Source organism: Vibrio sp. JPW-9-11-11 (assembly GCF_013369335.1).
Classification (GTDB): domain Bacteria; phylum Pseudomonadota; class Gammaproteobacteria; order Enterobacterales; family Vibrionaceae; genus Vibrio.
The window spans coordinates 1-18,400 of record NZ_SZQJ01000036.1 but is presented as its reverse complement, the minus strand read 5'-3'; the positions used below and the strand labels follow the sequence as shown (position 1 = coordinate 18,400).

22 protein-coding genes are annotated in these 18,400 nt (G+C 45.6%); 15 read left to right on the top strand and 7 right to left on the bottom strand.

All coding sequences use genetic code 11. The annotated features are described in order from the left end of the window. Window positions 1–12: 12 nt before the first annotated feature. Both FCU94_RS16005 and FCU94_RS16000 read right to left on the bottom strand, forming a co-directional pair. A complete protein-coding gene (locus FCU94_RS16005) occupies window positions 13–1,881 on the bottom strand; it encodes a methyl-accepting chemotaxis protein (protein ID WP_176289476.1) in 1,869 nt (622 codons plus the stop codon). A 92-nt stretch (window positions 1,882–1,973) separates the two neighbouring features. Next, on the bottom strand, window positions 1,974–2,576 hold the full coding sequence (locus FCU94_RS16000) for an AraC family transcriptional regulator (RefSeq protein WP_176289475.1): 603 nt from the start codon (window positions 2,574–2,576) through the stop codon (window positions 1,974–1,976). Window positions 2,577–2,764: 188 nt separating this feature from the next. Between FCU94_RS16000 and FCU94_RS15995 the strand changes: the two genes are divergently transcribed. Beyond that, complete coding sequence (locus FCU94_RS15995) at window positions 2,765–3,865, top strand: 1-acyl-sn-glycerol-3-phosphate acyltransferase (RefSeq protein WP_176289474.1); 1,101 nt, start codon at window positions 2,765–2,767, stop codon at window positions 3,863–3,865. Window positions 3,866–3,913: 48 nt separating this feature from the next. On the opposite strand, the gene FCU94_RS15990 is transcribed toward FCU94_RS15995, so the two are convergent. Further along, the gene (locus FCU94_RS15990) at window positions 3,914–4,513 is read right to left on the bottom strand and encodes a hypothetical protein (protein ID WP_176289473.1); all 600 of its coding nucleotides are present in this window, start codon (window positions 4,511–4,513) and stop codon (window positions 3,914–3,916) included. Window positions 4,514–4,636: 123 nt separating this feature from the next. Then, window positions 4,637–4,930, bottom strand: coding sequence for a YfcZ/YiiS family protein (locus FCU94_RS15985; RefSeq protein ID WP_176289472.1), 294 nt, complete (start codon window positions 4,928–4,930; stop codon window positions 4,637–4,639). Between the two features lie 489 nt (window positions 4,931–5,419). Between FCU94_RS15985 and FCU94_RS15980 the strand changes: the two genes are divergently transcribed. From FCU94_RS15980 to rplT, 8 genes are all read left to right on the top strand, one after another. Then, window positions 5,420–5,881, top strand: coding sequence for a TetR/AcrR family transcriptional regulator (locus FCU94_RS15980; RefSeq protein ID WP_176289471.1), 462 nt, complete (start codon window positions 5,420–5,422; stop codon window positions 5,879–5,881). 247 nt (window positions 5,882–6,128) lie between these two features. Next, window positions 6,129–7,133 carry a response regulator gene (locus FCU94_RS15975; protein ID WP_176289470.1) on the top strand — a complete coding sequence of 335 codons (1,005 nt, stop codon included), beginning with the start codon at window positions 6,129–6,131 and terminating at the stop codon, window positions 7,131–7,133. Then, entirely contained in the window at window positions 7,133–7,573 is a 441-nt protein-coding gene (locus tag FCU94_RS15970) for a PAS domain-containing protein (RefSeq protein ID WP_176289469.1), read from the top strand. Before FCU94_RS15975 ends, FCU94_RS15970 begins: the two co-directional genes overlap by 1 nt. Before the next feature lie 78 nt (window positions 7,574–7,651). Then, complete coding sequence (locus FCU94_RS15965) at window positions 7,652–9,166, top strand: NAD(P)H-hydrate dehydratase (RefSeq protein ID WP_176289468.1); 1,515 nt, start codon at window positions 7,652–7,654, stop codon at window positions 9,164–9,166. Window positions 9,167–9,373: 207 nt separating this feature from the next. Beyond that, a complete protein-coding gene (gene thrS / locus FCU94_RS15960) occupies window positions 9,374–11,302 on the top strand; it encodes a threonine--tRNA ligase (protein ID WP_176289467.1) in 1,929 nt (642 codons plus the stop codon). 3 nt (window positions 11,303–11,305) lie between these two features. Continuing rightward, window positions 11,306–11,857, top strand: coding sequence for a translation initiation factor IF-3 (infC, locus tag FCU94_RS15955; RefSeq protein ID WP_176290063.1), 552 nt, complete (start codon window positions 11,306–11,308; stop codon window positions 11,855–11,857). A 106-nt stretch (window positions 11,858–11,963) separates the two neighbouring features. Next, window positions 11,964–12,158, top strand: a complete 195-nt coding sequence (gene rpmI / locus FCU94_RS15950; RefSeq protein ID WP_176289466.1) for a 50S ribosomal protein L35 — start codon at window positions 11,964–11,966, stop codon at window positions 12,156–12,158. A gap of 41 nt (window positions 12,159–12,199) precedes the next feature. After that, window positions 12,200–12,553 carry a 50S ribosomal protein L20 gene (rplT, locus tag FCU94_RS15945; protein ID WP_004401084.1) on the top strand — a complete coding sequence of 118 codons (354 nt, stop codon included), beginning with the start codon at window positions 12,200–12,202 and terminating at the stop codon, window positions 12,551–12,553. A 99-nt stretch (window positions 12,554–12,652) separates the two neighbouring features. Here rplT and FCU94_RS15940 read toward each other — a convergent pair whose 3' ends face one another. Beyond that, on the bottom strand, window positions 12,653–13,615 hold the full coding sequence (locus FCU94_RS15940; RefSeq protein WP_176289465.1) for an integron integrase: 963 nt from the start codon (window positions 13,613–13,615) through the stop codon (window positions 12,653–12,655). 254 nt (window positions 13,616–13,869) lie between these two features. On the opposite strand from FCU94_RS15940, the gene FCU94_RS15935 reads away from it, so the two are divergent. The 4 genes from FCU94_RS15935 to FCU94_RS15920 all read left to right on the top strand — a co-directional run bounded on the left by FCU94_RS15935 (window position 13,870) and on the right by FCU94_RS15920 (window position 16,461). Continuing rightward, window positions 13,870–14,616 (top strand): hypothetical protein, encoded by a 747-nt coding sequence (locus FCU94_RS15935; RefSeq protein WP_029831590.1) that lies wholly within the window; start codon window positions 13,870–13,872, stop codon window positions 14,614–14,616. A 207-nt stretch (window positions 14,617–14,823) separates the two neighbouring features. Beyond that, window positions 14,824–15,126: a hypothetical protein gene (locus FCU94_RS15930; RefSeq protein ID WP_040122766.1), complete on the top strand. Its 303-nt coding sequence runs from the start codon at window positions 14,824–14,826 to the stop codon at window positions 15,124–15,126. A gap of 349 nt (window positions 15,127–15,475) precedes the next feature. Continuing rightward, entirely contained in the window at window positions 15,476–15,991 is a 516-nt protein-coding gene (locus tag FCU94_RS15925; protein ID WP_176289464.1) for an adenylate kinase, read from the top strand. Window positions 15,992–16,239: 248 nt separating this feature from the next. Continuing rightward, window positions 16,240–16,461 carry a VF530 family DNA-binding protein gene (locus tag FCU94_RS15920; RefSeq protein WP_176289463.1) on the top strand — a complete coding sequence of 74 codons (222 nt, stop codon included), beginning with the start codon at window positions 16,240–16,242 and terminating at the stop codon, window positions 16,459–16,461. A gap of 225 nt (window positions 16,462–16,686) precedes the next feature. Here FCU94_RS15920 and FCU94_RS15915 read toward each other — a convergent pair whose 3' ends face one another. Beyond that, window positions 16,687–16,824, bottom strand: a complete 138-nt coding sequence (locus tag FCU94_RS15915; protein WP_176289462.1) for a hypothetical protein — start codon at window positions 16,822–16,824, stop codon at window positions 16,687–16,689. Between the two features lie 333 nt (window positions 16,825–17,157). Here FCU94_RS15915 and FCU94_RS15910 point away from each other — a divergent pair, with 333 nt between their 5' ends. Next, window positions 17,158–17,616: a lasso peptide biosynthesis protein gene (locus tag FCU94_RS15910; RefSeq protein WP_021822656.1), complete on the top strand. Its 459-nt coding sequence runs from the start codon at window positions 17,158–17,160 to the stop codon at window positions 17,614–17,616. Window positions 17,617–17,768: 152 nt separating this feature from the next. Then, window positions 17,769–18,194 carry a hypothetical protein gene (locus FCU94_RS15905; protein ID WP_176289461.1) on the top strand — a complete coding sequence of 142 codons (426 nt, stop codon included), beginning with the start codon at window positions 17,769–17,771 and terminating at the stop codon, window positions 18,192–18,194. A gap of 25 nt (window positions 18,195–18,219) precedes the next feature. Here the strand turns inward: FCU94_RS15905 and FCU94_RS15900 are convergent. Further along, the coding region (locus FCU94_RS15900) for an IS30 family transposase (protein WP_161782028.1) at window positions 18,220–18,400 on the bottom strand (181 nt) is incomplete at its 5' end.

Sequence of the window (18,400 nt, the reverse complement as noted above, 5' to 3'; positions counted from 1 at the left end):
AGGGTGGTAAACTTAAACGGTGAACTTGTTCAAGATGGCATCTTGCTCGCGAATGTTCTCTGTTTGAGCTTGCATAGCAATATTCGCGTTGGCCGCGGAGTCGGAGACTTGGGTCGACAGATCTTTGATCTTCACCGTGTTACTGTTGATCTCTTCTGCGACCAAGCTTTGCTCTTCAGCGGCAGACGCGATTTGAATATTCATATCGCTAATGCGCTGAATCGCATCGCGGATTTGATTGAGGGCATCATTGGCTTCTTGAGCTCGGTCAACCGCACTGTCGGCTGTACTCTTACTGGTATTCATTGCGTTGGAAACCGATTTGGCGCCTGCTTGAAGTTGCTCAATCATATTACGTATTTCTGTGGTCGATTCTTGAGTGCGTTGTGCCAAGGTTCGGACTTCGTCAGCCACCACAGCAAAACCACGACCAGATTCCCCAGCGCGCGCCGCCTCAATCGCTGCGTTCAGCGCGAGTAAGTTGGTTTGGTCGGCAATGTCATTGATGACTTTCAAAATGGTCTCAATATTGTCGGTGGCGGATTCAAGCACTTTCACCTCTTCGACCGCTTCGTCGATGGTCTGTGATAGGTTGTCTATCGCCCGAGTCGTCTCGCTGACAACCGAAGTCCCAAGGCCTGTCGCTTCATCTGCTTCACGCGCGGCTGCCGCAGCGCCCTGAGCATTGTTGGCAACGTCGCCAGCGGTAGTCGCCATTTCATGCATCGCGGTCGCGAGCTGCTCAAGTTCATGAAGCTGATCTTGCATTGCGGCCGCAGACTCTTGCAAGCCCATCGATGTCATTTCAGAGCCGCGTAGTATCTCTTCGCCTATCGCTTTGGATTGACTGATCAACTGCTGCAAGGTGGAGGTAAAGTCGTTAAAGCCAGAGGCGAGAATCGAGAACTCTTTGTCGGTATTCGTATCCAACCGCTTGGTTAAGTCCCCTTGTCCTGAAGCCACTTCTTGAATCGCATCATTTAGGGTATCGAGTGGACGCATTAAGGTGCGGATCAGTACCAGTAGCACCACGATACTGATCACTAACGCGATAACCGTATAGACAATCGAACTATTGCGCAGCTCGGCCAGTGACTGATAAGCAATTTCTTCATCAAGCAGCACCCCTACGTACCAATCTTCCCCCGAAACTTTTGAAAAATCGAGCGTATAGACTTTGCCGTCTATAGTGGCTTGTTGAGGTTCATCTTGTATTACCGCACTGCCGAGGAACTCTTTCATGGGCTTGCCGTTGAGCTTGGCATCGGGGTGGGCGATCGTGGTGCCGTCCCCAGCGACAATAAACACGAAACCAGCATCAAACAGTTCAACCTTGTTTACCAGTTCTGCTAACGCAGCCAAGCTGACATCATAGAAGATTGCGCCAATAAAGTTGCCACTGTCTCGCACTGGTGTCGCTATCGAGACGAGGATCTCACCCGTCGCTGAGTCGGCGTATGGCGCGGTGATGATTAATTTGCCAGAGGTTTTGGCATCAATGTACCAAGGTCGTACACGAGGGTCCCAAGTCGGGCCTGGGTTCCAAGAGGGATCATTGTTGATGTTAGACCCATCTTTTTCGAGGCCTAATCCGGCAAGCAAAAAGGTATCTTTGACAATCGGACGGGTGATCACGGCTTCGACGGCGCTCGGGCTGAGGTCGACTTCTATCATGCTGGTGGCGTAGGCCGCGATGGCTTTACGGGCGTTAATTTCGGCTGCGGTGGTGTCACGTACCCCATTGACTATTTCGGTGACACTGGAGGTCACTTGACTCTTAATTTCGCTCTGAACAGTGAAATATTGCTGAAGGGTCAAAAGGGTTACTGTTGCTAACAACAGAACAGACGAAGCCGCCACAATCTTATGGCTGAATTTCATTTGTCATTCCTCATAGATTAACAAGGTACTATTAATAAATTTATAGTTATCAAATGAAGATTCAGCCAGAAAAACTTAAACTTTTGTTGTAATTAACGTCCGAGCAGTGCGTGCTCCAAACTGATCAACAGGGCGTCGTTCCCGTCAAATAAATCGTCAACCACTCCGGCGCGCTTTTTACCTGAGAGCATTTGTTTCTTGGCTTCCCTGAGGCGTAAAACGAGTTGTAACTCATTGTTTAGGGGCGAATCATGGTCAGGTTGCCACTGATTGATCTGCTGGCTAAGTTTGCTCTCTTTGAGCTCGGGTTTGAGTTCTGAGAGTTCATCGAGTAATACCGTCAGCAGAGTGCGCAATCGCGTTTGGTTTTCGCCAAGTGTCTCTAATCGACTCAGCAGTGCCAGCGTCAGTTGATCAAGCTCAACGTAACCTCCTTGTCTCGCGAGTGATGTGCTGACACGAGAGGAGACTTCCACCGTGTTCACCTGAGTGTTCGGTGTATAGGTGAGCGAGACTAGGCTATCGAAAGGGAGCCAAAAGCTCTGTCCCGACTCAACCGCATATTCCAGCTTGCCTAACTTGACCAACACGAGCCCCTGTTTGACACATATCAGTTTGTGCTTGAGCGCATTTCTACGTGGCGTTGTCAGCAAAAAGTCGTGAGTGTCAGTGTGAAAGGAAATGGCGTAGTGCATAACGTTGCTCGTCTGTGTTGGGGCGCTAAGATTAACGTTTCTTGCCAAAAAAGCCAACTTTGTGCAACCAAGCGCGCAGATTCAGATAATAATTCTGGTCTGACCTTAACAGTTTTGCGAAAAGGGTGGCTGCCAAGAGGCTTTTCTGTGCGTAGAATGGAGCCGCTTTTTATCTGATGTAGAACAAAATGACCACAAACAACGATCCATTTATTGAAATTCGTCCGTACAACGACGACGAAATTCCAGCGGCAATTGACCGCTTAGTTAATGATGAAGAGTTCATTAGCGCTATTTTGAAGCACCGCTTTTCTAATCACTCAGGCTGGTTTCGCGCCTTAATGTCGCCTGTGGTGAAAATCTATCTGAAAATGAAATGGTCTAAGCTGAATTCAGTAGAAGCGATTCAGCTAGAGGTAAAGAAGTACCTAGATCAAACCCTGAAGACCACGACCAATGGCGTCACTTACAGCGGGCTCGACAAGCTCGATCCGAATCAAGCCTATCTATTTGTTTCTAACCACCGCGATATCGCTATGGACCCCGCGCTCGTCAACTACGGGCTGTTTAATAGCGGTCACAAGACCATGCGCATTGCGATCGGCGATAACTTGTTAAAGAAGCCTTGTGCGACTGAACTGATGAAACTCAACAAAAGTTTTATCGTTAAGCGCTCGGCTAAAGGGCCGCGGGAAATGATGAAAGCGCTTGGGACGTTATCGGCTTACATCAAACATTCGCTAGATAGCGGACACTCTATTTGGATTGCTCAGAAAGAAGGGCGCGCCAAAGACGGGAATGACTATACCGATCCGGCGATTTTAAAAATGTTTCATGTTGAAGGTCGTAAGCAGAAAGTCTCCTTTGCACAGTACATTAAATCATTGAAGATTGTGCCGGTTGCCATTTCATATGAAAACGACCCATGTGATGTCGCTAAAGCGATAGAGCTGCAAGCTAAAGATACCCACGGCCGTTATGAAAAGGCTGAGTTTGAAGACATCCAAAGCATTATTCAAGGCATCGTAGGTGATAAAGGCCGGATCCACGTCGCGTTTGGCGATGTGATAGAGCAAGACTTTGACACGCCTGAGGCGTTGGCCCAAGAAATCGACCGTCAAGTACACACAAACTACAAACTGTTTCCTATCAACCAGCTGGCGGCGGGCGACGAACAGGTGGATGAGCAGGTCAAAGCAGAATTCGCCGCCAAACTGCACAACTTGCCACCGGAAGCTCGGCCTTATCTAGTCGCGAGTTACGCAAACCCGGTTAAGAACCGACCTTAGACCGCTGAAAACCAAAAGCCTTACAGCGATGTAAGGCTTTTTGCGTTTCTAGGGAGCGACTGCGCCGCCTAGAGTTAGGTTGGTGGGCCACTTGGATATTCGATTGCCGCCCAGAAATATATTGCCATTGACGGTTAACGTATCGGGAAACTCGCTTATCATCGACCCGCCGATAAATAAGTTCCCCTCGACAATCAACCCTTCCGGTAAACGCTCAAGTGGGGTGCGAATCACACTCAAGTCCCCTTTAACGCGCATTCGAGGTGGCAGACTGTTAACGGGCGTATCGGTTAAGTTGATATAGCCGCCCACTCTTACCCCTCGTGGCCAACGCGTAATTTGTGCACCGAGTAAATTGGCAAACCCCTTGATTTTGACCCCTTTTGAAATGCGGCTCAACTGGCTATTGGATGCATCTAAGCTGCCTTGAATGTCAAGGTCTTCAGGCAGAGTCTTGATAGCGGTTTTGGCCATGTTTAGATTGCCTTTGATGGTCAACCCTGTCGGGAGCTCGGTGTAAGGCTTACCGCGGAGATCGAGGTTACCATAGTTATCCAAGTGATTCAGAATGCGGAATTGGTCGAGTTGCTGAGCCACCAGAGGAAGGCTAAAAACGGTCAATAGCACGGAGAAAAGCAGAGCACGCATAAGCAGTCATCGTCGAAGTCAATCATTCAATCTTAGTGATCCCTTGAGTTAGGTCAACTCTATTAAACGACGAGATAAAAAAAACGGGCACAAACGCCCGTTTCCTTTGTTTATTGTTTCAGCCTAGCGAGCGAGAGAGCGGGTTTTTAGCTCGAAGATAAGTTTTTCTGCACTGACTTCAAATTGAAAACGAGCCGTGAGTTGTTCAGAGTTGTCTTCAATTGGGCTGGTTTCATACTCAACATTGGCACACACCTGCTTGGCTAGCTCGACATATTTAGCCAGCTCAGATTCAAGTAGCGCTTTACCTTGAGCGAAAATGGTCACTTCAGCGACATCATCGCCTTCTTTGATAATAAAGCCCATTTCACCTGCGCAGCCGCACGCTTCACATACTTGCTCTTGTTCGGTGTTCATCTCATTTATCCTCTTACAAATAATGGGGCTATTCTATCGAGGAACGCCAGGTTGATCTAGCTATATCCCTGAGTGCCAAAAATACGTCTAATTGATAAGGTTGTTAACAAGTGAATGCTAATTAAGCAAATTAATGCGAATGAGAGTTATTTAACTGTGATTTGTATCAACAATTGACGAAATTAGCCGTAACTTTTGAGTCAGAACGCTGTTCTATTCGTTGTAAGAGTCAAAAAATTATTACATCATCGATGGCTCAAAAATTAAATATATAAAAACAATATGCCTTGTAACGCTAATGAAACATTGAATTGATTTGTTAGCACGGACTTGGTTCATTTTCGCGATATTGAATCGGCGCTTGGTCTGCTGCACTACGGTGGTAAGTCGGTGTTCATTCACGTTGTAATCATTGATCATGCCCGGTAAGGCGTCGCTTTATTTTAGCCCAGTATGGGCACACAGATTGACAGAGAGAAGAGCCTGCACATGCCAAAGCGTAGTAAAGAAGATACCGAAATCACGATACAGAAAATCATGGATGCGGTTGTTGACCAACTTTTGCGTCTCGGTTATGACAAGATGTCATATACAACACTTAGCCAACAAACGGGGATTTCACGAACTGGGATCAGCCACCACTTTCCCAAAAAGACCGACTTCACTGCTGCGTTAGACGGACGTATTTTTAAGATGTTTGTCGAGCACGTCGATTTTGAACACGATGTGAGTGATTTTTCGGCCAGTTGGCTTGCCGCGCTCGATAATAAAGAGTTCATCGCAATTTTGCGTCTGCTATTCCACCATATTGTCACATCGCAAAGTACTCATGAGTTTGCTCGCAATGGGGTCGAACGTTTGTATGCGATGACCGAAGCGAAATTTGGTCAAGCGAGCAGTAAAGAACTCGAGTGGCTAATTGGCAAATCGCTGCTGCGTATGGCCGGTTAAACTTTCAGCCCATCAATGGACGAAGCCCTCTAAGCAAAGAGGGCTTTTTTGTGTCTATGTTTCTCCGTTTGAGTGTTTTTTGCTCACTCGAACGCTGCAGACGGTTATTTCCTGCGTCAATACTTTCAGGCCCGGCCCGATCTGCTACATTGATAAGAGCAGCCGAAATTACAATGACTTCATCTATTTGGTTATTTGCGTTTCTGCCTCATGGATCAATCAGTAACAGAGAGGAGTAGGTGTACGCATGTCATTTCCCGTTCTTATATGCGATGACTCCGCTTTAGCGAGAAAGCAGATGGCGCGTTCATTGCCCGCATCACTCAATGCCGACATTACGTTTGCTGTGCATGGGCTCGATGCCTTGGAGCAATTAGCGAATCAATCTTTTAAATTGATGTTCCTCGATTTAACCATGCCTGAGCTCGATGGTTTCGGTACGCTTGAGGCTATCCAAGAAAAAGCCATCGATATCTCGGTGGTCGTGGTGTCGGGGGATATCCAGCCTAAAGCCAAACAAAGGGTAATGGATCTTGGCGCGAAGGCGTTTATTCAGAAACCTATAGATAAAGAGGCACTCAACACTGTTCTCAAACAGCTCGTCGAGCCCGTCACCCAACCGCGTATTGTCACCCCAACTAGCATTGAACTGCCAATTTTAAAGCGACGCGATGTCTATATGGAAGTGGCGAACGTCTCGATAGGTCGAGCTGCAGATGCTTTGGCTCGCCATTTTGATGTTTTTGTCCATCTTCCACTGCCTAACGTCAATATTTTTGAGGTGAGTGAGTTGCATATGGCTCTGCGTGATTTGGCTGAAAATGACCAAGTTTCCGGTGTCTGTCAGGGGTTCAGTGGCGAAGGAATTGCAGGTGAAGCTCTGGTTCTTCTCAGTGACTCCAGTGTTTCCGACCTCAAAAAATTGATGAAGGTACCTGCCGACAGCGAAGAGCTAGAAGAGCTCGAATTGCTCATGGACGTGTCGAATATTTTGGTCGGCTCGTTTTTGAACGGGCTAGGGGAACAGGCAGAAGTACGTTTTTTCCAAAGCTCGCCAGTGCTACTTGGGCAGCATATTTCAATTGATTCCGTGATTAAATCGACCACAGGTGCGTTTAAGAAAACGATGACGTTTGAGGTGAGTTACAACATTGACGGCACGTCGATTCGTTGTGATTTACTGTTTATGTTCGTCGATGAATCTTTGCCGCTACTAGATAATAAACTCGCGTATCTGATGGAGGACTTTTAATGCTCAATCTTCCTGCAGAATTTGAACAGTTCCACTGGATGGTGGATATGGTGCAAAATGTCGACTTGGGGCTGGTTGTACTCGACCGAGAGTATAAGGTGCAAGTCTGGAACGGTTTCATGACTCATCATAGTGGGGTTCAAGCACACGATGCGATAGGTAAATCATTGTTTGAACTGTTTCCAGAGATCCCGACCGATTGGTTCAAACTAAAAACTAAGCCAGTCTATGACTTGGGGTGTCGCAGTTTTATCACTTGGCAGCAGCGACCATACTTGTTTAAGTGCCGTAATGTTCGTCCTGTCACTCAACAAGCCGAATTCATGTACCAAAATATCACCTTAAACCCAATGCGGACGCCGACCGGAGAGATCCGTTCGATGTTTTTGTCGATTCAGGATGCGACCGCTGAAGCCTTAGTGTCGCGAAAGCCTGCCTAAGAAATGCCACCCACGCCAAGGAATCACTTGGCGTTGTTGTTTATGCTTGTCAGTACAGCTTATTACTCACGGTTGCTTATGAACAACACACTTCCCACTTGTCTGTATACCGCTCAGCAGGTTAAACAAGGAGAACAAGAAGCGGCGCGCTTGGCCGGTATAGAGATGTATCAGCTAATGTTGGCCGCAGGAGAGGCGAGCTATAACCTTGTTCGTCGCCAGTTCCCGCAGGCAAAAAACCTATTAGTATTGTGTGGCAAAGGCAACAACGGTGGCGATGGGTTCGTCATTGCCAGGCTCGCCAAGCAAGACCGACTCAAGGTAACGGTTGCCTTGCATGATCAGCCCGATCAGCTTCAAGGAGACGCCCTAAAGGCCAAAGACGACTGGTTAGCCTCAGGCGGCCAAATCCATTCGTTATCCGAACTCGATTGGTCGCAAGTCACGTGTGATGTGATCATTGATGCGTTGTTAGGAACAGGTCTAACGGGTGAGGTCAAAGAGCCGCTTAGGTCGGTGGTTGATCAGGTCAACCAGTTGTCAGCCCCTGTCCTTGCTGTCGATATACCGTCTGGATTATGCAGCAACACAGGCAAAGTACTCGGTGCTGCCATAGAGGCGGCGCATACCCTAACCTTTATCGGTGTTAAACAAGGCCTGATGACAGGGCAGGCGCGAGGCTACACAGGCCAACTTCACTATTCTGGGCTTGGCGTCGAATCTGAGTTCGAGCAAACCCAATCCCCCTCCGCTGTGGTGATTGATTCAGCCTTGGTTCGGCCCTGGCTACCTATTCGTTATGCTGCTGCGCATAAAGGTATGCATGGGCGATTGTTGTGTCTCGGAGGCAACCAGGGTTATGCAGGCGCGATTCGTTTGTGCGCAGGTGCCGCGGTCAACACCGGTGCGGGTTTGGTTCGCGCGCTCTGTCATTCCAGTTCGATTTTACCTTTGCAGGTGAGTACGCCTGAGGTAATGACTCAAGCATGCGCGGAGCAGCAAGCGTTGGTTGAAGGTCTGGATTGGGCGCAGGTGCTTGCTTTTGGCCCAGGGCTCGGCACAGATGAGTGGGCACAGCAACTGTTTCATACCTGTATTACAAGGGATTTAGCGAAAGTAGTCGACGCGGATGGGCTCAATCTATTGGCTAAAAATCCAAGTCATGACGATAAGCGAGTCATCACACCTCATCCCGGTGAAGCGGCGAGGCTGTTGGGATGTTCTGTCGCACAAATCGAGTCTGACCGCTTTGCTGCTATTGTTGCACTTCAACGTCAATACGGGGGAGTGGTAGTACTGAAAGGGGCAGGAAGTTTGGTATTTGATGGAAAGCAGATGTATGTTTGCCCAGCGGGCAATCCTGGCATGGCTTCTGGGGGGATCGGGGATGTGCTCACCGGCATCATTGGGGCATTGCTGGCTCAAGGGTTAAGTTACGCTCATGCGGCGATAGTTGGAGTTTACCTTCATAGCTGCGCTGCTGATGAGTTAGCGCGCGACCAAGGATTGATAGGGATGCGAGCGAGTGAAGTGAGCGAGCAGTCGCGTAGAGTGCTCAATCAGTGGGTCGCTGCTGCTCGATTGGTCAACTAATCGACTTTTTCACTTCATATCTGTGACATTGATTGTTATTTCATCTTAATCCGTTACAATAGCCGCTTGTTCCTGAGTTGTGCATCCGTATTTGCATATAAAAGGATCCGAGTTCTCGCCTTTAACACATTGTTTTGTTTAAAGTTAAAGGCACGATTTACATACACGTGTTGCTTGGTGTGCAACACCACTGTAAAGGACAGTTAAATGCCTATTATTACTCTTCCTGACGGCAGTCAGCGTCAATTTGACAACCCAGTTTCTACTCTTGAAGTCGCTCAATCAATCGGTCCTGGTCTTGCAAAAGCAACCATCGCAGGTCGCGTTGATGGTGTACGCGTTGATGCGTGCGATCTCATTGAGCAAGACGCCAGCCTTGAAATCATCACAGTCAAAGATGAAGTTGATGGCTTAGAAATCGTTCGCCACTCTTGTGCTCACCTGCTCGGCCATGCGATCAAGCAGCTTTTCCCAGAAGCAAAAATGGCGATTGGTCCTACCATCGACAACGGTTTCTACTACGATATCGACCTAGAGCACTCACTCACGCAAGAAGATCTCGAGAAGATTGAAAAGCGTATGAAAGAGCTGGCGAAAACTAAGTACCAAGTGATCAAGAAAAAGGTCAGCTGGCAGGAAGCACGCGATGCATTTGAAGCTCGCGGTGAAACATACAAGATGGAAATCCTAGATGAGAACGTTGCTCGCGACGATCGCCCGGGTCTTTACCATCACGAAGAATACATCGATATGTGTCGTGGTCCACACGTCCCACATATGGGTTTCTGTCAGCACTTCACGCTACTTAACGTCGCGGGTGCTTACTGGCGTGGTAACAGTGACAACAAGATGCTGCAACGTATCTACGGCACGGCATTCCACGACAAAAAAGCACTTAAAGCGCACCTAACTCGCTTAGAAGAAGCGGCGAAGCGTGACCACCGTAAAATTGGTAAGCAGCTAGACCTGTTCCACATGCAGCAAGAAGCGCCGGGCATGGTGTTCTGGCATCATAATGGTTGGTCTATCTTCCGTGATCTGGAAGTGTTCGTTCGCGAAAAACTCACAGAGTACGGTTACCAGGAAGTGAAAGGTCCACTTATCATGGACCGCGTTCTATGGGAACGTTCTGGTCACTGGGACAAATACGCAGAAGCGATGTTTACCACTTCTTCTGAAAACCGTGACTACGCGCTTAAGCCAATGAACTGTCCCGGCCACGTTCAGATTTTCAACCAAGGTCTGAAATCGTACCGCGACTTACCACTTCGTATGGCAGAGTTTGGTTCATGTCACCGTAACGAACCATCAGGCGCGCTGCACGGTATTATGCGTGTTCGTGGCTTCACTCAGGATGATGCACATATCTTCTGTACAGAGAGTCAAATCCAAGACGAAGTCACTAGCTGTATTAAGATGGTGTACGATACGTACCAAACCTTTGGTTTTGAAAATATCGTAGTGAAATTGTCGACGCGCCCTGAAAAACGTGTGGGTTCAGATGAGATTTGGGATCAGTCTGAAGAAGCGCTAAAACAATCGCTTGAATCGATGGAAATCCCGTACGAGATTCAAGAAGGCGAGGGTGCATTTTATGGGCCTAAGATCGAGTTCACTCTACACGACTGTCTAGATCGTGCATGGCAATGTGGCACGGTTCAGCTAGACTTTAACCTGCCAGGCCGTCTAGGTGCGACTTACGTAGATGAAAACAACGAGCGCCAGGTGCCGGTGATGATCCACCGCGCGATTCTTGGTTCGCTTGAACGTTTCATCGGTATTCTGATTGAAGAGTACTACGGCTTCTTCCCGACTTGGTTATCGCCAGAGCAGGCAGTGATCATGAACATTACTGATAAACAGTCAGATTATGTTCAGGAAGTGGCACAAAAACTACAAAAATGTGGAATTAGAGCTAAAGCAGACTTGAGAAATGAGAAGATTGGCTTTAAAATCCGCGAACATACTTTGAAGCGTGTACCGTATATGCTTGTTTGTGGTGACCAAGAGATGGAAGCCGGTGAAATCGCAGTACGGACTCGTAAAGGTAAGGATCTCGGTAAGTTTAAAGTGGATGACTTTATTGCATACATCCAAGACGAGATCTCAAGCCGTAAGCTCAATCTGGAGGAATAAGCTATTAAAGGCGGAAGACGCGGCCAACAACCGGCCAAACAAAATGCTCATCGTTTAAACGGTGAAATTCGTGGCGTTCGTGAAGTTCGTTTAACAGGCGCAGACGGTGAATCAGTTGGTGTTGTATCGATCCAAGAAGCAGTAGCAGCAGCTGAAGAAGCAGGTATGGACCTAGTAGAAATCAGTCCAAATGCTGAGCCACCTGTATGTCGTGTAATGGACTACGGTAAATTCCTCTTTGAGAAGAGCAAGGCTGCTAAAGAGCAGAAGAAGAAGCAAAAACAGATTCAGATTAAGGAAGTTAAATTCCGTCCTGGAACTGATATCGGAGACTATCAGGTAAAACTACGCAACCTGACGCGTTTCCTTGAAGAAGGCAACAAAGTGAAGGTAACAATTCGCTTCCGTGGCCGAGAAATGGCACACCAAGACATCGGTGTTGACGTTCTCAAACGCTTGAAAGAAGACACTGTCGATCTCGCGGTCGTCGAGTCTTTCCCAAGTCGTATTGAAGGTCGTCAGATGATCATGGTACTTGCCCCTAAAAAGAAGTAATTAACGGCTTTGCAAGTAATAGAACTCAGCTGCCGTAAGGTGGCTGAGTTTTGTTCGCCCTAATTACTATTGTTATAAACAACTCAACAATGCGGAGTTATTCATCATGCCTAAGATGAAAACCAACAAAGGTGCTGCTAAGCGTTTTAAGAAAACTGCTGGTGGTATTAAGTACAAGCACGCTACTAAACGTCACATCCTGACTAAGCGTACTACTAAGAACAAGCGTCAGCTTCGTCCAAATGCAATCCTTCCTAAGTGTGAAGTGGCTGCAGTTGTTCGTATGTTGCCATACGCTTAATTCTTTTTAGTTTATCAATCGTTTAGTTTAGGAGAAGCATAATGCCTCGCGTAAAACGTGGTGTACAAGCTCGTGCACGTCATAAGAAAGTTCTAAAACAAGCTAAAGGTTACTACGGTGCGCGTTCACGTGTTTACCGCGTAGCTTTCCAAGCAGTTACTAAAGCTGGTCAATACGCTTACCGTGACCGTCGCAACAAGAAGCGTCAATTCCGTCAACTATGGATTGCACGTATCAACGCGGCATCTCGTCAAAATGGTCTATCTTACAGCCGTTTCATCAACGGTCTTAAGAAAGCATCTATCGAGATCGACCGTAAGATCCTTGCTGACATCGCGGTATTCGACAAAGCTGCATTCGCGGTTCTAGTTGAAAAAGCGAAAGCTGCTCTTTAATAAGAGTCAGTGATTAGGATTACGAAAAGGGAAGCTTAGGCTTCCCTTTTTTACGTTTGTCATCTAGGTAGATTTTAATCGCCAAACTCCTCAGAATGCTTATAAGTTCGACAATGGACTGAGTACGCCGTTCGCTCCTCGGTCTATAACGTGCGTATAGATTTGTGTTGTGCGAACGTCACTGTGGCCTAACTGCTCTTGAACCGTTCGGATATCTGCACCCGACTCCAACAAGTGTGTTGCGAAGCTGTGCCTTAAGGTGTGACAGGTGACATTCTTATCGATATTTGCATCTCTAGCTGCTTTTTTTACAGCACGCTGCAGAGCGACCTCATTGATATGATGCCGACGTAGTAACCCAGATTCAGGGTCGGTTGATAACTTGGTCGATGGAAATAAATAGTGCCAATTAAATTCAAACTCACATCCTCGATATTTGCGTTGGAGCGATTCATTGAGCCAAACCCCTCCGTAGCCAGCAGTATTAATATCCTTTTTGAAATAGCGTAGTGCTATACTCTGTTGTTCTTTTAGAAGTGGAATTAGCTCTTTTGCTAATGTGACCGTTCGGTTTTTCCCTCCTTTGCCCTGCCAGATTCGTACCGCATAATAGTGATAATCTATATCGTGCACGCGAAGCCTCACCGCTTCCATTACCCTTAAACCTGATCCATAGAGCAACATAATGTGCAGCTTGTACTTTGGATCGATATGAGTGACAAACCGGCGCATTTCATCTTTGGTCAAGACAACCGGTAGCTTACGATCTAGCAGAGATTTCTGAAACTTCATCTCGTTGTTCAGTGGCGTGCGAAGATATTCTCGGTAGACAAAGTTAACAGCATTAAGCGCCAACGCCTGCGTTTTTGCAGCAACTCTATCATTAATAGCCAAATGAGTTAGAAAGGCCTCTACGTGAGTCTCGTCGAGTTTCGCAGGATGCTGGTTGTTGTGATAACTAATAAAACGTACGATCCAATTGATATAAGCATCTATCGTTTTTGTCGCGTAGTGGCGGGCTCGCATGTGTTCGCGTACACTTAAAATAAACTGATTTTTCACCTGTTACCTAACTATTTTACTCTGTATATATAGACAGTTAATCATGCTTGAGGCGGTTGCAAGAATTAGTCGACACTTTGCAATCTAGTTGCAGGCTACAACCCATAGCCTAATACCAGTTTGATATATGTTTCATATGGTTATGTGATAATATTCGATCCAACCCAAGATTGCGTCGAAGTGAGCTTAGTCCGGACTATAGCGACTTTGGGTTGTATAGTTAGCGTTATGTGTAACGAGGTAGATTTACGTTAATGAGAAAAATTGACTTAGACTTGATGTTAAAAATTGCAAATAAAATTTGTTTATTGGCGTTTATTCTGTATCTATTCTCAATGCTCGTGTATCCATTTGTAACTTCAAATTTCAATTGGGAGCATGTTCATTCTGTTTGGTATACATGGCAGGCTCTAAACGTCGGCGTTTTAGCATTTGCTTCTAGCGTAATAGCTTTCAACATATCAAGATACAACGCAAATAAACAAACTGAACGAGAGTTTATTGCTTCTAAAGCGCTATTACCGAAAGCCCTAAGCGAGCTTTGCGAGTATTGTGAGGAAAGCAGTAAAATTGTTGTGGAGTCATATGAAAGAGGGCGTTCGAGAAAGCTGCGAAGAGATAAGTTGACTTCCACCGTAACCCCATACCCAGACTTTCATGTGGCTGTATTTCAAGATTGTATTCGACACGCACAGCCAGAAGTGGCGAGCTACTTGGCAAATATTTTGATGTTATTACAAATTCATCACTCAAGAATGCAGTCAATGCCCTCAGAGACTGGCTCAAACTATTCTTACTATAAATCTTGCGTTTATAGCTTAGCTCATATTCAAGTATTAATTGATAACATATTTGACTTTGCGCGTGGTATGGAAGAGTTCGAAAAGAAGGTTATGAGTTGGGAACAATATGCTGGCATATATAGGCGTTTTGGTATCGATACTGATGATTGCGAAGACTTAAAAAAATTTACACTTTCGCAGATTTCAAAAAACACATAACAAAGCGTTTAAGAGGGATTCTCAACGCTTGGCAGTTTTGGTTCAAAGTTTAGCTTTTGTGGTTATGGCACAATGGTTTAGGTTGGGTGGTGGCGTTGTTCACCCCTTAACGCGGCGTTATGTATAGCTAGAGACTTGTTGCATAAAGGTAGTTTCAGGAGCAAAATTGCAGACTCGTGATAAATATAAAATGTTAAAAGGTGCAGTATGGCAATTGATCCAAAATATGTTATTGGCTCTGAACAATGGAACACTGATCGTGCTAACGAGTATCGCAAGGTGTTTGGTATTCCTAGCGAAAATACTTTGGAGCTTACCAACTACTCAAACAATTCACGTCATATGCGAGATGACGATGACTACTCTTTTGTCGAAAAAGACCAAGATGGTAACGTTGTTGCTTTGTATGAAGCTTGGCATCATATGTCTACACCTAAATCTTTCTCAGCTTCTTCTGGTTATAAAAAGTTAAGTCCGGAAGGTGAAGTAATCGAGCAAGTAAAAAGCTAAACATAACAAAGCATTTAAGGGTGATTCCCAACGCTTGGCATTTTTAGTTCAAGGTTGGGTTTCGTGTTTTCGGCGCAATGGTTTAGGTTCGTGGTAGCGTTGCTCACACCTTAATGCGGCGTTATATGCTTTTGCGAAGGATTCTCCGTTACACAAAGAAAAATTGACAACCAAACGCATCTGTATAAGAGTAGCTGTATGAAATTTAATCCAATGCATCTTAACAACCGAATTAGCATCATTCCTTAGGAATGGTGGGATTTTTGTATGTTTTGAACAAATCAACCCCGCCCTAGAAGGTGGGGTTTCTATTTCTACCTTTTAGGAATCAGTATCTTGGAGGATTCAAATGAAAAAGGTAGCCGTTTTTGGAAAGCCCGGTAGCGGAAAATCCACAGTAAGCAAAGCTTTAGCGTTATCGAATGAGCTCCCGCTTTATCAACTAGACTCAATTGTTTATAAGCCAAATGGTGAGTTCGTAGCACGAGAGGTATTTGATGCCGCACATAACGATATTTTGAGTTCAGAATCGTGGATTATTGATGGTTTTGGTCCTATTAGTTCCTTTAACGAGCGTTTAGCGGCAGCTGATACCCTCGTATACATTGATCTCCCTTACTCTATTAGCTACTGGTTTGTAACTAAACGCTGCTTGAAAGGGCTCTTTATCAAGCCTGAGGGTTGGCCTGAAGGGAGCTCAATATTGAAAGGTACATTGAATAGCTATAAGACACTCAAGTTATGCCCTAAATTCTGGAACGATGAATTCTTATCTAAGCTAATGGAATACTCGAGTACTAAAAAAGTCTACATAATCAAAACAGTGTCTGAGTTAAATGACTTTGCTTTAGCGAAAACTAAATAGCACGCATATAACAAAGCATTTAAGAGTGATTCGCAACGCTTGGCAGTTTCGCTTCGCTCAAGTATAGCCAAGCGCCGCTCACACCTTAATGCGGCGTTATGCAAATGAGGGTAATTTAACTCTATAGCTCATTTCTGTTCGTTTCTGATTGTTCAGACAGACAGCGATAAACGTGGGTAAAACTACTAAGTTCCTACTGCTAATCTGGTAGACTTAGGCTGACTTTAAGTATTTCAGGAATCCCCCAAATGAACCAAGAGCAACCAAACAACCCACTACATGGTTTGACGCTAGAGAAAATTCTTGTCCGTCTACAGGAACATTATGGTTGGGAAGGCTTGGACGCGGAAATCCAGATCAACTGCTTTTACAACAACCCATCTATCAAGTCTTCGCTTAAGTTCTTGCGTCGCACTCAGTGGGCTAGAGACAAGGTCGAAGCACTGTATATTGAGACTTTCTGCAAGTAAGAAAATTTGCATAACAAAGCATTTAAGAGTGATTCGCAACGCTTGGCGCTTTCGCTTCGCTCAAGTATAGCCAAGCGCAGCTCACACCTTAATGCGGCGTTATGTTTACTTGTATTTCAAAGGCTTAAAAATTCTTCGATCTCTGTTCTTTGCCCCTTTGGCAGTTCGTCGGAGTTGTCTCAGCAAATCCGCATTGTCGGCCTAAATTCTTGAATCTCTCAGCCATTAAAACATGCCAATATTCGTGGGTTGCTTCATTTGCAGGTCGTGGCGGTTGGTTTCAAATTTCACTGGCTCTAAGTCGCTTTGAGCGTATTTGCCAATCAGCATATTGGCTTGGCAGTTACCTCGGCAATTTGCCATTGTACTGCGCTTTGGCTGGAAAGAGAGGGCGCTTGTTGAAGCTAAGTCGGGTTGCCTCATTGGGCAGGGAAGTGGATTTACGCGCTTGGTGTTTCGTGCATCTGCCGGCCAAGTGAGTTTGGGCGTGTGACTGACTTCTTGAAACGTGCTCAACAAAGCAGTTCTTTGCCAAATAAATCAGTCATTTGTGGTAAAACATAACAAACAATTCAAGCAGACCCTCAACGCGTGGCACTTTTGGTTTGCGTCGGGTTTAGTGTTTACGCTGCTATGCGGAAGGTGAGCCAGGGCGTTTCGGGCTACTTAATTGGGCGTTATGTGAACCGAGGTAATATGAAGAATCTTGAACAAGACGTTACTTGGATCAGGCAACGATTGGAGTTGCTTGCAGAGGAAGCGCTAGGTTACTTCAATTCTGAATTTCCAATTGATGCTTGTAAGCACGCCTCGATGTTGCTGTGTTACCACTTGAATAGAAAAGGGTATAAATCACCTTGTTTAGTATTTGGTGTGTCTAAAAAACGGAGTGGTACAGTTGGTCATTGGTGGGTCGAAGTTGATAACCTCTTAATTGATATTACAGCTGATCAATTTAATTTCATTGATGATCGTTTGCTTAGCTACAAAATTAAGACAGGTAGGCAATTTAAATCCGTTTACTGCTGTCCCATTGCTCAAGCCCCTCATTATAAGATATTTTCACTTGTCTCTAAGGAACGTTGGGTATGGGATGAGAACGATGTAGATGAAGACTACCTTGAAGATCTAGAGTATGTGTACCATCGCATGTGAAAACAGTTCACATAACAAACTGTTTAAGAGTGATTCGCAACGCGTGGCATTTTCACCATGCGTTGGTTTAAGTGATTAAGGTGGTATGCGGGAGCTTCGGTATTGCGTTGCTCACACCTTAACAGGGCGTTAGCTTTCTTTGGGAGAATAAAGTGAGTCAATATTTGATCGAACCAGAAGTTCCTGGGAGTTTGGGTGAAAATACTTTGGCAAATTTCGATTTGCATCCACCGATAATAGAAAAGCTACATTTTCAGTTTGATGGGTGGCTAGGTGATGATTTATTGACTTCATTTCCATGCTTTTTAGTCACTGAACGTTTAGCAACGGCCTTAAGTTCATCGCAGTTGTCAGGATACAATCTGGAAGTGGCTGAAATATCTACTTCTGACGTATTTGAAGAACTGTATCCAGAGTGTACTTTACCTCGTTTTTCGTGGCTCCAAGTATCCGGAACCATCGGTAAAGACGATTTTAGCGTAACAAATGATGGGCTACTCTTAGTTTCTGAAAGGGCAATGGTGTTGTTACAAAGATATCAACTAGAAAATGCTGACATCGTAGTGTACAAAACTTAGTATCAAGTTTGAAGTGCGACACTTTCTACAGATGCGCATGAATATACTCCAATGGTATTCTATACCCAAGTCTTTTGCGTGGGCGCGTATTTAATTTGTGTGCAATTTCATTGCAGAGCTTCTGTGTCACGTGTGACATAGAAGTTCGTTTTGGTAAGTATTGTCGTATCAAGCCATTGGTGTTTTCATTAGTGCCTCGTTCCCAT